The sequence below is a fragment of the Pandoraea sp. XY-2 genome (genome assembly GCF_004193915.1).
In the GTDB taxonomy this organism is placed as follows: Bacteria; Pseudomonadota; Gammaproteobacteria; order Burkholderiales; family Burkholderiaceae; genus Pandoraea; species Pandoraea cepalis.
Genome location: NZ_CP030849.1, coordinates 3912700 through 3925599, shown reverse-complemented (window position 1 = coordinate 3925599; position 12900 = coordinate 3912700). Strand labels below are relative to the sequence as shown.

Below are 12900 nucleotides of genomic sequence, written 5' to 3'. Positions count from 1 at the left end.
ATCCGAAAAATGAATAAATCGTCAAAACCCTTCGGTCGCCCGCGCCTGCTGGTGGTGGGCTGCGGCGACGTCGGCATGCGCGCGCTGCCGGCCCTCGTCAAACGCTTTCGTGTCTTTGCGGTCACGTCGAGCGATGCTCGCCATGCGGCATTGCGCGCGGCGGGGGCCGTGCCCGTTGTCGCCAACCTGGACGACGCGGCAAGCCTGCATCGCATCGGCCGATTGGCGCCGCGAGTGTTGCATCTCGCCCCGCCCGCCGGGGTTGCCGGCAGCGGCACCCTGGACTGGCGTACCCGTCGTTTGCGCGCAGCGCTCGCCCTGCCGCCGAAGCCCACAATTGTACCCGAGGGAGGGCGGCGCGCCTTGTCGCGCCTGCCGCGAGCGCCGCGTCGCATTCTCGTCTATGCGAGCACCAGCGGCGTATACGGCGACTGCGGTGGCGCCCATGTGGATGAAACGCGCACACCGCGGCCGCGATCGCCGCGTGGCCAGCGTCGTGTGGACGCGGAGCGCACGGTGCGCTCGCTGGGCCGACCGTCGACGCACGCCCGGAACGTGCATCGTGTGCTGGCCGCCGGCCCGGCGCGCGCCCGGGCGGCATCGATGAGCGCCACGAGTGCCGCCTGGCGTTTCACCGAGAGAGCGCGCGCGCGGTGGCGAACGACGCTCGTGCGCATTCCGGGGATTTACGCGGCGGATCGTCTTCCGGTCACGCGTTTGCAAAAGGGTACGCCGGCGTTGCAGACGGCAGACGACGTCTTCACCAACCATATTCATGCCGACGATCTCGCCGCGATCCTGGTGCGCGCGATGTGGCGCGGCAAGTCGCAGCGGATCGTGCATGCCAGCGACGACACCGAGTGGCGCATGGGCGAGTATTTCGACCATGTGGCCGATGCGCTGGGCCTGCCCCGGCCGCCGCGGATTTCGCGAGACGAGGCGCAGCGCGTGCTGGAGCCGACGCTGCTGTCGTTCATGTCGGAGTCGCGACGGCTCGCCAACACGCGGCTCAAGCGCGAACTGGGCTATCGGTTGCGGTATCCCGACGTGGCGGCGCTGCTCGCCACGCTCGCCCCAAGCCGCCACAACGCCGTTGCCGATATGACCGCCGACCCCACCATGAACCAGGCGACCGACGATCCCTTCCCGGTTGCGGACAGCAACGCCGTCGTGACGATGGGGGTCGCCGCGCTGCCCAGCAAGCCGGACAGCATGTAGCTCACCGATAGGCCGGAGTAGCGAATCTCTGGGCCGAACAGTTCCGCGAGAAACGTCGCGATCGGTCCGTAGTTGGCAGCGAAGGCGGTCATCATCAGCAAGTAGCCGAGCAACGCCGGGAAAAACTCGCGGGTGTCGAGCAGCCAGAACAGCGGAAATGCCAGCAGCGCCTCGGCGAGGATCCCGCCCATGATCACGCGCCTGCGGCCGATCCGATCGGAGAGCCATCCAAAGGCGGGCAACAACAGGAGGCAAAGCGCGCAGGCGATGAGCGCGATGGTCAGCATTGCGCCGCTCGAAAAGCCCAGGGTTTGGGTTCCATATGTCAGCCCGAACGCCACGATCAGGTTGAACGACGTGCCCGTCGACATGGTGGCGATGCCGCCGAGCAGCACCCGTTTCCAGTGCTTGCTCAGCAACGCTGCCAGCGGCACCTTGACCTGTGCATTGGCTTTTTGAATTCGACGGAACGAAGGCGTCTCGGAGGTGTTCAGTCGAACGTAGAGGCCGACAAAGACCAGCAATGCGCTGATCAGGAAGGGGATGCGCCAACCCCATGCGAGCAGGGCGCCATCGGGCAGCATGGCGTTGCTCAAGAGAAACACGAGATTGGCGATCAACGTGCCTGCCGGTACCCCGATCTGGACCCACGACCCGAAGAGCCCGCGCTGATGCCCGGGCGCGTGTTCGACCGCCATCAACACCGCTCCACCCCATTCGCCGCCCAGCGCCAGGCCCTGCACGATGCGAAGTGTGAGGAGCAGAAGCGGCGCCCAGAGGCCGATCGACGCGTAGTCCGGCAGCAGGCCAATGCAGAACGTGGAGACACCCATCATGACCAGCGAGACAAGCAACATCGACTTGCGCCCCAGCCGATCACCGAAATGGCCGAACAGCGCGGCACCCACCATACGCGCAAGATACGCGGACGCGAAGGTGCCGAAGGCGAGCAGAGTGCCGATCAGCGGGACAAAGCCTGGAAAGAAGACCTTGTTGAACACTAGCGCCGAGGCGGTTGCGAACACGAACAGGTCGTACCATTCGACCGTCGTGCCGATGACGCTTGCGATGGCAATGGTTTTGATGCTGCGCTCGTTTTCGTTGACTTCGTTCGCTTCGAGCGTGCGTTCAACAGTGTGTGTTTGATTCATGGAACCCTCCACGAGGACAGGGGGCGCGAGCCGGTCACCGATCGCTGGCGACGGGACCGGACACGGTTGGGGGAGAGCGCGTGGCGGCGCATGCGGGTGCGGCGAGTTGACCATGCAGCGCATCGAGGATTCGGGGCGCCCCGCCAGACCAACCCGCCACCCGAAGCCGGACGCTGGAAGGGGGGCTCCCAGCGTCCGAAAATTGGCGGATACCCGCCGAGGCGCGCTGCCGTTTAGGCCATCGACTGTCGGATATAGGCAATCACTTCGTCTGCGCTCGACACGTCCGCGTAGCGCCGGCCGACGTCGCGCAAATTGTCGCGGTGCGGACCTTCCTCGATGTCGCCAACGCAGTCTTCTGGAACAATTGTGCGAAAGCCCCATTGGAAGCTGTCGATGGTCGACGCGCGAATGCATCCGCTCGTGTTGCAGCCCGTGATGATGACCGTCTCGACGCCCTCTTTCACGAAGTACGGCACAACCGGCGTCTGGAAGAAAATCGACGGGCCATACTTGCACACGACCACGTCGTAGTCTTTGTCGTAGATCCGGGGGTCGAGGGCCGAGCTGGGGTGATCGAGCCTGAACTGATCGCGAACCGCGGCAATTTTCCAGTACGGCATGTCGCGCTCATTTTTGTAGGCGGTGAAGCATGTCGCGATCGGAACGTTGTGCGCGCGGGCCACCTTGAGTAGGCGCTCGGTGTTGGCGAGCCCACGCATGACCAGCGGCGCACCGCCAAGCGGGTATTTCGGCTCGGTGAAGGCCAGTTGATAGTCCACCACGACAATTCCGACTTTCCCCTTCATGCCAATTCCGACAGCTCCATACGAGCGGTTTTGGTAATCGTCCATTTATGACTCCAATTCAATGAGTTGAGCGACATTGCACTTAAGAGTCTAGTGGTGCAGCATACGTATATATATACGTATCGATTACGTACGGAATCACCCTGACGGCAAGGAGATGGCATGGACGACATGACGGCCGGCGCGCTCGCGTCTGAACCGATCGACTATGAACAGGTGTTCGCGAACGTACCGGTCGCGCTCATGGTTACCCGCAGGCGAGTGATATCCGCCTGCAACAAGCAATTTCTGGACATGTTTCGGACGAGCGGCGACGCCGTGATCGGCCAGTCGGTTCGCATCCTGTACCCCAACCAGGTGGCCTTCGATCGATTTGGTGCCCGTGTGATTCCCGCGCTGAAAAAGTTCGGGCGAATCATGGAACCGCGAGCCATGCAGCGGCTCGATGGGCAGTTGTTTTGGGTGAATGTGACCGGCGTCAGCGAGCACCGGGACGACCCGTACCGGGAGGCACTCTGGTTTTTTTCGGAGATGGGGGCGAGCATGAGTCTGTCGGGTGGCGCAAGTGCCGCCAACAAGCGGCTCGCAGAGACCAAGCATTCCATGACGAAGCGCGAGCGCGATGTGGCGGCATTGCTCATTCAGAACCAGACCGCCAAGGAAATTGGCATCGTGCTGGGGATCAGTCCGCGAACCGTGGAGGTCTTCCGGGGGAAGCTCTTGAAGAAGTTTGACGTTCCTACGACGCACGAACTGGTCAAGACGCTCCTTGCCTAGGCGTTTTCGGTGCGGGATGCGCACCGGCCTGCCAATCAGATTCGCGCACGGCGGCCCCGAGCGAGGCAGGCAGTCGACCATGGGCGCGACAATGTGCAGACGCGGATCGTGGCGGAAGTGTTGCGGTGTCGTCGGCGCGCCCGCGCCCGCGGCGGGTCCGCAAGCGCCGTCAGCCCCGCGAGACTGGGCTTCAGTCGCGCATCGAGGGGGGGCGCGATCACGACAACGCTCGTCACCCGCGTGCTCGCGACGCGACTGCACAGTGTGGAGATTGCGCGGCGCATGTCGGACGCCCAGCCCCGTCCCGCGTAACGGGACAACATCGCGGTGCAGATGCGCGCGCGATAACATGAATATAATTGCGTGCTATATCGCTTAACGTCGGTGAAACGCAAGACTCTGTTCGGGCTTGCTCGTGGTCATGGCGCCGCTCGATGCCGACGCACCTTTCCAATCCTTTCTGAAATAAGGATTGAGCTGCATTTTGTAAGATGCTTCGGCCAATGCCGGTCTGGACGAACGCACACACTTCGGTGCATCTCGACACCAAGGGAGCACACGTTATGACCACAGGCATAGGCGCGCCGGGTTCGGCGCTACATCGCGCCTGGCGTTTGCCGGGGCAGGGGCCTGCCGCGACGCTCGGCACACGTCGCGCGTCGCCGACGCCGGATCGATTTACGAATGCGCTGCGGGCGCTGTCCACGACCTCGGCGCCGTCTGCGGTGACGCAAGACAGTGCCGTGACACTGTCGCACGCCGCGAGCGCCCGGCGTCAAACTTAAACCACCGAGAGAATTTCATGAGTCTGCATGTTCTGCTGGTCGACGACGATCCTGTCGTTCGCGACCTCTTGCGCGAATTGCTGCATGCCAACGGCATGCAGGTCTCGGTGCTGCACAACGGGGCCTCGCTGCTGCGCCGGCTCGAACTCGAGCGGCCGTCGGTGATTCTGCTCGACATCATGATGCCGGAGCGCGACGGCTTGCGAGCGTTGCAGGATTTGCGCGCGGCCGGCGAAGACATCCCGGTGATCATGCTCTCGGCGCGTGGCGGGCCGCTCGACCGGGCGCTCGGGCTGGAACTGGGCGCGGACGACTATCTGGCCAAGCCGTTCGATCCGCGTGAGTTGCTCGCGCGGATTCACGCCGTGCTGCGCCGCCGCGGGCCGGTGGCCGCCAGCGCCCCCGACGCGCGCGCCCCGTACCGCTTCGGTCCATTTGAACTCGATTACTCGCTGCGCACGTTGCAGCGCGAAGGCGAGCGTTTACCGCTGCGCGATACCGAGTTCGCCATGCTCAAGGCGTTCACTCAGCACCCCATGCAGGTGCTCCCGCGGGTCAAGCTGCACGCCATGCTTTATGGCGACGGCATCACGTTTCGCGATCGCAGCCTGGACGTGCCGGTGTGGCGTCTGCGACGGCTCGTCGAGGCCGATCCGTCCGAGCCTCGCTATATCCAGACGATTCGCAGCAAGGGTTACGTCTTCGTGCCGGGCGGCGAATTGTCCGATGGCGCGACGCCGGACTCGCGTGAGCGATCCAGGGCCGGCGACGTGAGCAGTCAAGACGACGGGCGGGCGCTCGCTTCGCCCGCGCCGGTGGTCAAGCGTGCGGTGCGCGGCTGGCGGGAGTCGGCGGCGTGAAAATGCGTTGGCGGCTGCGCGACTCGCTCTTCGCGCGCATGGCAGGGCTGGGCATTGCCGTCCTGCTGGTGATGCATCTCGTGTGGAGCGCGTTGGTTTTCTATCAGCGTCCGCGTCAGCAGGTGGACGGATTTGCGCGCGGCCTGCTCATTGCCATCCAGAGCGTGGATCAACGCGCAGTGGACCCCGGCAGCCTCGCGCCGCCGCATGGCCTGCGTCGCGTGCCGCTGACGCAGGCGCCGGCGTTCGCCGATCGCGAGGACGACACACGCGCCGCGCGCCTGCGCAGCGAACTGCTCTCGCGCTTGCCGGCCGGCACGCAGCTTCATCTGGTCGACGAGCGCAAGCACGGTAGTTTGTGGGTCTTGCTGCCCCAACGCAGCGAGTGGATCGTCATCGGATTGGATTTGCCGCCGATGCCACCCTTTGTGCGCGAGACGGTCGGTATTCTGATCGGCGCGGTATTGCTGGCGTTGCTGGTGGCCTGGCAGATGCAGCGCCCGATCGCGCGCGTCGCGCACGCCGCGCGCGTGATCGCGCGTGGACGTCGTCCCGCCTTGTTGCCCGAGCAAGGGCCGCATGAGTTGCGCGACCTCACGCACGCCTTCAACGACATGGCCAAGCGCCTGGCCGAAGCGGAGGACAATCAGGCGATCATGCTGGCGGGCATTGCCCATGACCTGAAATCGCCGCTCACGCGTTTGCGTCTTCGCGCCGACTTGATCGATAGCGACAGCTCGCGCGACGGGTTTGTGCGCGACATCGCGTCCATCGACCACATCGTCCAGCAGTTCCTCGCCTACGCCCGCGACGAAGCCGATACCAGTCCGCTTGTGGGCGTCGATGCGTTCTTGCGCGAACAGTTTCCGGCGCAGGGGGGCGACGAGGTCACGGCACCCTCGGCCACGGCGACCGAGTTGGCCGAGTTGGCCGAGAGCGCGCCGTTGTTCGCCAGCCATTTGCGCGCGGGCCCGGCGTTCCAGTTGCCGCGCACGTTGCTCGACCGGGTCATGACGAATCTCGTCGACAACGCGCTCGAGCACGGCGCGCCGCCCGTGCGTCTGGCGACGTGGTGCGAGGGCGCGGTGGGCTGTATCGAGGTGAGCGACTGCGGGGAGGGGATTCCTGACGATCAGGTGGCGCTGGCGATGCGCCCGTTCGTGCGGCTCGACGCCTCGCGCGGTGGCGAGGGCCATTGCGGACTCGGTCTGTCGCTGGTGGCACGCTTGGTCGAGGGACTGGGCGGCGCCGTGCGTCTGGAGCGGTCGCCGGACGGCGGCCTTCGTGTCACGCTGCGCTTGCCCGTGACGCCCGCACCTGGGCTCGCCGGCGGCTGAGGTGATGCCTCGGGTGGCTCGGGCGGCGCAGGCGGCGTGCCGCCGCGCTGAGCCGCCATCGCGCCAGGCGCGTCAGTAGACCTCCGGCACGATCATTTCATCCGGCACCGGGTGACGCATGTAGTCTTCGCTGCGGGCGCGTTCGGGCAATATCACCGACGAGCGCTCCACGTCGTGATAAGGCACTTGCGCGAGTAAGTGATGCATGCAATTGAGGCGCGCGCGCTTCTTGTCGTCGGCCTGCACGACCCACCAGGGGGCTTCCGGAATGTGCGTGCGCTCGAGCATCACTTCCTTGGCTCGGGTGTAACTTTCCCATCGGCGGCGGCTTTCCAAGTCCATCGGACTGAGCTTCCATTGCTTGAGCGGGTCCTGAATCCGTGCGAGGAAGCGTGCCTCCTGTTCATCGTCCGAGATCGAGAACCAGTACTTCACGATCTGGACACCGCTGCGAACGAGCATTTTTTCAAACTCGGGGACCGAGCGGAAGAATTCTTCGTATTCGCTCTCGGTGCAGAATCCCATCACGTGCTCCACGCCGGCGCGGTTATACCAGCTACGGTCGAACAGCACGATTTCGCCGGCGGCGGGCAGATGCTGAACGTAGCGCTGGAAATACCACTGCGTGCGTTCGCGGTCGTTCGGGGCGGGCAGGGCGGCCACGCGGCACACGCGAGGGTTCAGCCGTTGCGTGATGCGCTTGATCGCGCCGCCCTTGCCGGCCGCATCGCGGCCTTCGAAGATCACCACGAGCCGGTGGCGGCTGCGGATCACCCAATCCTGCAATTTGACGAGTTCGCCCTGCAGACGAAACAGTTCGCTGAAATAGTGCAGGCGGTCGCTGCGGGCCTCGGCGCTCAGGTCATTCAGCCCGGGCAGACGAAGATCGTCGATCTCCATCTCGATCTCTTCATCGTAGCTGTCGATCAGGTCATCCTGGAGGCGGCGCGCAAGCGAGGCGTCGCGGTCGGCATCGGAATCGAATTGGGTCATGGCGACGATCTCTTACGGACCAAAAAAATACGGAAGGCACCCGTCCAGCATGGGTGAAGACACGCGGACACGCGGCGTAGCCTCGCGTGCAGAGCGTACCCGAGGGTGAGCCAAAGTCTGCGACGATTTTATGACACTAGCATGGCGTTGACGTACGCCGCGCTGAGGAGTTCCCGCTCCGCCCCGCCCGGTGGGCGACAGTGGTGTTGGCAGGCGGTGCGAGGGATAGGTGACTTGTCACAGAAAAGTCATGTGACGGGGTCATGATGTCTGGCCCATGCGCGCTGCCGCGCGGGCCACGCCGTTTCCCACTTTCGCCTACACACCGCCCGCATGTTCGCCGACTTGGTTCACAACGCTTATGGCTGCGATCAGGCGGGTCTGATCTATGGCTATCGATTCGCCGACGGCACCTCGCCTGAGCCCATCGATTCGGGCGAGGCCCTCGCGTGGCTGGCGCAGGGCGAGTGTGCGCCCGGCTTCCTGTGGCTGCATTTCAACTTCGCGCATGCCGCGTGCGAGCGGTGGCTGCAGCAGCATCTGCGCTTGCCGGACGAATTTTACGAGCATCTGAGCGAAGGTTCGCGCTCCACGCGCATCGAGCATTCAGACGACTGGCTGCTGGCCGTCATCAACGATGTGATTTTCGCGTTCGACATCGCGCAGTCGGAGATTTCAACGCTGCGTGTCGCGGCCAATGCCCGGCTGCTGGTGACGGGTCGGGTGAAGCCGCTGCGATCCATCGATAAATTGCGCGCGTCGGTCAAACGTGGCGAAGCCTTCCGTTCGCCGCTGGCGTTGCTGGTGCATCTGTTGCGCGATCAGGCGGATGTGCTCGAACGCATCGTGCGCGAGACGAGCGGGCGCGTGGATACGGTCGAAGACCGGCTATTGCAGCAGCGTATCGAGAGCAATCGTGCCGATCTGGGGTCGTTGCGCCGGGTGCTCGTGCGCTTGCAGCGATTGTTGGCACCGGAGCCGGCGGCGCTTTTTCGTCTGCTGAGCCGGCCTCCGCCCTGGGGCATGTCGAGGACGTGCAGGAGTTTCGTCAGGCAACCGAAGAATTTGCCGTCGTGCTCAATGACTTGTCGGCCTTGCTGGAGCGAATCAAGCTGCTGCAGGAAGAGATTGCGGCAATGGTCAGCGAACGCACCGAGCGCACGATCTACACGCTCACCGTCGTGACCGTGCTCGCCCTGCCCATCAACATCGTGGCGGGCTTCTTCGGCATGAACGTGGGCGGTATACCGCTGGCGGATCACCCGCACGGCTTCTGGGTTCTGGTCGCAATCGTTGCCACGGGGACCGCCGCCGCCGGCGGATGGGCGTTTCGGCGGCGGCCGGATTGATGGTGTCACGTAGAACAGCGACGCCAACGCGAGCGGCTCATTGACCGTCCGGCGCGGCTTGAATCATCTTCCACCCGTTGCCCGCCGGGTCGCGAAAGCCCGCGTCGACACTGCCGTAGCGCTCGACCGGCGCCTGCGTGAACTCGACGCCGCTGGCTTTCAGCCTGGTGTAGCTTTCCTGGCAGTCCGATACGTGAAGTACCAGTGGCGGCATGGCGCCCTTGGCGACCATCGCCCGCAACGTTTGCGCGGTTGCTTCGTCGTGGATGGGCGGGCCAGGGGTGAACAGGCCGAGCTGGAACGAGGGCTGGTCCGGGTGCTGGACGGTCAGCCATCGGTATGGTCCGTTGCGCACGTCCGTATGCACGCGGAATCCGAGTTTCTCCACGTAAAAGGCGAGCGCTGCATCCTGATCGTCGACGTACACACCGACCACTTGAATACCTGGCTTCATAAGACCTCCTGGGTTGAGGGAGGAACTGTACCTTCGCTCACGCGGCGGCGCTTCTCCAAAACTGCGATCTTGAGATCGGGCCGTTGCGCCGCTTTCAGGACGCACGCGGGAACACGATTCAGGCAGTCGGGCGCGGTGTTCCGTGCCGACTGTCGGACTGCGCTCGGGCTTTGCCCATTGATGTCGCGAAAGATGCGGCCGAACGTGCCAACGCTCTCCCAGCCAGTGGCGAAGGCAATGTCGGTGATGCTCAGATCGGTGTCGCGCAGCAGCGTGTTGGCCTGCTCGATGCGCCGAGTCAGCAGGTAGCGATGCGGGGGAATGCCGAAGGCGCGCTTGAACGAGCGGGCGAAGTGCGCTTCGGAAGTGCCGCTGACCGCGGCCAGGCGTTTGACGGGCCAGGCCTCGTGCGAGGCCGAGTCCATGCGGTCTTTGGCGCGCAGCAGACGCCGCAGCAAGGCCGGGTCTTCCAACGGCGACGTGTCGGCCGATTCGGCGCAAGGGGCCGAAGACGGGGCTGGCATCGAGTCACGACGGCATTCGCGAGGGGCCATGAGTTCCAACGGCGCAGACGAGATCCGCCTAGTTTAGGCGAAACACGGGGGCGGCGTAGCAACGGACTCGACGTTCGACCCGCGGCCCACGATGGCCAGTCAGCGCGACAGGCGCATGCCTGCGACGTCAGGCACCCGATCCAGCGCGGCCAACACATCGTCCGGGCGAATCTCTCGCGTGCACTCGAACGCGCGCGGCGTGTCGCGATGCCGTGGGCACCAGTGAAAGTCGTCGTGGTTGAAGCGCAGCGCCGGGTCGTGCCAGCAGCCGGTGCAGACGTCGCGCGCACTCACCCGGTAGGGCGTAGCGAACTCGTTGTGCGGCAGGGTGAAACCCGAGATCAGCACCGTGGGCGTGCCCATCGTCCACGCGAGCCACGACAGTCCGCTCGACAAGCCGACAAACGCACTCGCGTGCATCAGCCAGCGCGCGCGTTCCGTCAACGGCAGGTCGCCCGTGGCATCGATCGCGCCGGCCGGGATCGACTGCCAGAAATCCCCCTTGCCGTGCCGCGCCTTCTGATCGATGCACACGACCTGCGTACCGCGTTCTCGCAGTCCGGCCACAACCGCATCCCATCCCCCGGCCGATTCCAGTATTTGCATTGCGCGGTGCTTTGCACGGCGATGCAGACGTAAGATGCCGCCATCGGCCGCGACGCGTCCGGCAGCACCGTCTTCGCGCGCGCCTCGGCATCGTCTACGCCAAGAATGTGCGCCGCGGTGCGATGTAGCCCCGTCGCGCGGAAGTCGCGCGGTTGTTTCACGCGCGCCACGTCGTCGAAAAACAGGCCGATGTTGTACGTCGCGTAATACTTGCGTCTCTCCACCTTGTCCTGCGCGACGAAATCGACGTCCGGATACGCGTCGCGGAACAGCGACGCCACGGCCGGGGTGACGACACAGGCCAGACGGCACCCATGCAACTGCGCAAAACGCAGCGCATAAGGCAGCCAGCCGAGCACGTCGCCCAGGGCGGCCAACGGAAACTGGACGAGCACCTCCTGGTCGCGCGCGTCGTAACGATGCGCGAACACTTCCACATCGTTTAGCCAGATCGTGATGCCATATGGCACGAAATACTTGGCCGGGCTGCGCACGACCCCGAGCAGAGGGAGACATCGGCCAGCGTGCTGTCGTCTCGCAGGTCGCTGATCCGCACGCGCCACGGTAGCGGCTGACCGAAATCGGGAATGACTACGCGTGCGCCGTCATTGAAATCGAAGCGCAGGCCGGCCGGGCCGACTTGCGTGGGCAGCAGGGCCGGCGACAGGAAAATCTGGTGCGGTGAGGGCGCAAACGGCGTGACTGCCGACGAAGGGTCGGCGGATGCGTTATCGGCGTGAGGCGGGGCAGGCATGGCATGGGTCATGCCCGACACCATACGCCGGACATGGCGTGAGCGATTGCGCAGCGAACGAGCCGAAAAGGGTCTATTTCTGGACATTGGCTGGTTTTGGCGTCTAAAGGCCTTTCAGACCCTTTCGGCAATCCGTCCGGCAGCGGGCCCGCAGAACCGTTCGACGACGCCAAGCATTGTCTATGGCGCCACGCGAACGCAACCGTAACCGGGGCCGCAGCGGCAAACGCTCAAGCCGCGCCGGCCACCACCTGGTACTGCGCGCGCAGCGCCTGCGTGAACAGGCGATGCGTCTCGCGAGGATTTTCCCGGCGGGTGAACATCGCCACCGGAGGCAGCGTCCATGTGAGCGACCAGGGCACGATCGCCACGCCGGCGATACGCACCAGCTCCTCGGCTATGTCTGCCGGCAACAGCGACACCGCGCGCTCGCTGCTGGCGAGCAACTCCCCCGTCAGGCGCGACGAAAAGCTCTCGACCACCGGCACCGGCGGTACCACGCCCGCGTGCAGGAATAGATCGGATAACTGGTCGCGCATCGGTGTGTGGGGCGCGCCCATCACCCAGTCGAGTTCGGCGAGCTGCGCCCACACCGGGGCGCTTCGTCCGAGCCGGGCGGCCAGACGGCGGTTGGCGACAACGCGCGGCATCTGGTGATGCAGGACTTCAAATTGCACCTGCGTCAGGTCGAGGTCGGCGCCCGCGCGTCCGATCACCACGTCGAGCGAGTGGTCGCGCAATTGCGCCATCAGCGATTCGCTGGTGCCTTCATGGAGGGTGACCGTCAGCCGCTGGGGGATCTCGGCAAGCGTTTGCTGAATGGCGGCGGCGAGCGTCTTGCCGGAGATATAGGGGATCACGCCCACCTGCAGCCGCGCGGCGTGTCCGGCCATCACGGCCTCGATGTCGCGAGTCAGGTGATCCAGGTCGTGCACCATCGCCTGCGCACGGGCGAGAACGACGTCGCCGAGCGGCGTGGGCGTCATGCCGCGCGGCGTGCGGTCGAACAGCGGGCCACCGAGCATGCCTTCGAGCTCCGCGAGGGCACTGGTGACCGCCGGCTGACTCGTCGCCATATGCTCGGCCACTCGCGTGAGCGAGCCGTGCTGCTGAATTTGCAGCAACAGCACGAGATGACGCATCTTGAGCCGAGTGGTCAACCGCCGGACCACTTCCCCCTTATCGAAAGGCACCGCCCCCATCTGTCCCCAATCCCCTGAAACCCCCGATGCTCCGGGCTTATAACGAAAACA

10 protein-coding genes and 3 pseudogenes are annotated in these 12900 nt (G+C 64.9%); 5 read left to right on the top strand and 8 right to left on the bottom strand.

Going from position 1 to position 12900, the window contains the following annotated elements; genetic code table 11:
• Positions 1–9: 9 nt before the first annotated feature.
• Positions 10–1218, top strand: coding sequence for an SDR family NAD(P)-dependent oxidoreductase (locus DRB87_RS17615; protein ID WP_240756043.1), 1209 nt, complete (start codon positions 10–12; stop codon positions 1216–1218).
• Here DRB87_RS17615 and DRB87_RS17610 read toward each other — a convergent pair.
• Both DRB87_RS17610 and DRB87_RS17605 read right to left on the bottom strand, forming a co-directional pair.
• Positions 1140–2369 (bottom strand): annotated as a pseudogene (locus DRB87_RS17610) (MFS transporter); the annotation flags it as partial. The gene DRB87_RS17615 and the pseudogene DRB87_RS17610 sit on opposite strands and share 79 nt — an antisense overlap.
• Positions 2370–2602: 233 nt before the next feature.
• Positions 2603–3178 carry an isochorismatase family protein gene (locus DRB87_RS17605; RefSeq protein WP_206100034.1) on the bottom strand — a complete coding sequence of 192 codons (576 nt, stop codon included), beginning with the start codon at positions 3176–3178 and terminating at the stop codon, positions 2603–2605.
• A 162-nt stretch (positions 3179–3340) separates the two neighbouring features.
• On the opposite strand from DRB87_RS17605, the gene DRB87_RS17600 reads away from it, so the two are divergent.
• The 3 genes from DRB87_RS17600 to DRB87_RS17590 all read left to right on the top strand — a co-directional run bounded on the left by DRB87_RS17600 (position 3341) and on the right by DRB87_RS17590 (position 6937).
• Positions 3341–3955 carry a LuxR C-terminal-related transcriptional regulator gene (locus DRB87_RS17600; RefSeq protein ID WP_130026822.1) on the top strand — a complete coding sequence of 205 codons (615 nt, stop codon included), beginning with the start codon at positions 3341–3343 and terminating at the stop codon, positions 3953–3955.
• A gap of 802 nt (positions 3956–4757) precedes the next feature.
• The gene (locus tag DRB87_RS17595; RefSeq protein WP_130026821.1) at positions 4758–5600 is read left to right on the top strand and encodes a response regulator; all 843 of its coding nucleotides are present in this window, start codon (positions 4758–4760) and stop codon (positions 5598–5600) included.
• A gap of 2 nt (positions 5601–5602) precedes the next feature.
• Positions 5603–6937 (top strand): ATP-binding protein, encoded by a 1335-nt coding sequence (locus DRB87_RS17590; RefSeq protein ID WP_130027936.1) that lies wholly within the window; start codon positions 5603–5605, stop codon positions 6935–6937.
• 72 nt (positions 6938–7009) lie between these two features.
• Here DRB87_RS17590 and ppk2 read toward each other — a convergent pair whose 3' ends face one another.
• Positions 7010–7930 carry a polyphosphate kinase 2 gene (gene ppk2, locus DRB87_RS17585; RefSeq protein ID WP_130026820.1) on the bottom strand — a complete coding sequence of 307 codons (921 nt, stop codon included), beginning with the start codon at positions 7928–7930 and terminating at the stop codon, positions 7010–7012.
• Positions 7931–8263: 333 nt separating this feature from the next.
• Here ppk2 and DRB87_RS17580 point away from each other — a divergent pair.
• Positions 8264–9279, top strand: a pseudogene (locus DRB87_RS17580) (transporter).
• Positions 9280–9316: 37 nt separating this feature from the next.
• Here DRB87_RS17580 and DRB87_RS17575 read toward each other — a convergent pair.
• The 5 genes and pseudogenes from DRB87_RS17575 to DRB87_RS17560 all read right to left on the bottom strand — a co-directional run bounded on the left by DRB87_RS17575 (position 9317) and on the right by DRB87_RS17560 (position 12840).
• Positions 9317–9733: a VOC family protein gene (locus DRB87_RS17575; RefSeq protein WP_130026819.1), complete on the bottom strand. Its 417-nt coding sequence runs from the start codon at positions 9731–9733 to the stop codon at positions 9317–9319.
• Positions 9730–10257, bottom strand: coding sequence for a helix-turn-helix domain-containing protein (locus DRB87_RS17570; RefSeq protein ID WP_130027935.1), 528 nt, complete (start codon positions 10255–10257; stop codon positions 9730–9732). The genes DRB87_RS17575 and DRB87_RS17570 overlap by 4 nt, the downstream gene beginning before the upstream one ends.
• Positions 10258–10386: 129 nt before the next feature.
• Positions 10387–11363 (bottom strand): annotated as a pseudogene (locus DRB87_RS17565) (autotransporter strand-loop-strand O-heptosyltransferase).
• A complete protein-coding gene (locus DRB87_RS23750; protein ID WP_240756042.1) occupies positions 11336–11647 on the bottom strand; it encodes a hypothetical protein in 312 nt (103 codons plus the stop codon). Before DRB87_RS23750 ends, DRB87_RS17565 begins: the two are co-directional and overlap by 28 nt.
• 230 nt (positions 11648–11877) lie before the next feature.
• Positions 11878–12840, bottom strand: a complete 963-nt coding sequence (locus DRB87_RS17560; protein ID WP_130027934.1) for a LysR family transcriptional regulator — start codon at positions 12838–12840, stop codon at positions 11878–11880.
• Positions 12841–12900 lie beyond the last annotated feature (60 nt).

What these genes read in the sequence shown, in the direction of transcription:
- DRB87_RS17615 (WP_240756043.1), top strand. Translation starts at nt 10, where the DNA reads ATGAATAAATCGTCAAAACCCTTCGGTCGCCCGCGCCTGCTGGTGGTG.
- DRB87_RS17605 (WP_206100034.1), bottom strand. Translation starts at nt 3,178, where the DNA reads ATGAAGGGGAAAGTCGGAATTGTCGTGGTGGACTATCAACTGGCCTTC.
- DRB87_RS17600 (WP_130026822.1), top strand. Translation starts at nt 3,341, where the DNA reads ATGGACGACATGACGGCCGGCGCGCTCGCGTCTGAACCGATCGACTAT.
- DRB87_RS17595 (WP_130026821.1), top strand. Translation starts at nt 4,758, where the DNA reads ATGAGTCTGCATGTTCTGCTGGTCGACGACGATCCTGTCGTTCGCGAC.
- DRB87_RS17590 (WP_130027936.1), top strand. Translation starts at nt 5,603, where the DNA reads ATGCGTTGGCGGCTGCGCGACTCGCTCTTCGCGCGCATGGCAGGGCTG.
- ppk2 (WP_130026820.1), bottom strand. Translation starts at nt 7,930, where the DNA reads ATGACCCAATTCGATTCCGATGCCGACCGCGACGCCTCGCTTGCGCGC.
- DRB87_RS17575 (WP_130026819.1), bottom strand. Translation starts at nt 9,733, where the DNA reads ATGAAGCCAGGTATTCAAGTGGTCGGTGTGTACGTCGACGATCAGGAT.
- DRB87_RS17570 (WP_130027935.1), bottom strand. Translation starts at nt 10,257, where the DNA reads ATGCCAGCCCCGTCTTCGGCCCCTTGCGCCGAATCGGCCGACACGTCG.
- DRB87_RS23750 (WP_240756042.1), bottom strand. Translation starts at nt 11,647, where the DNA reads ATGCCTGCCCCGCCTCACGCCGATAACGCATCCGCCGACCCTTCGTCG.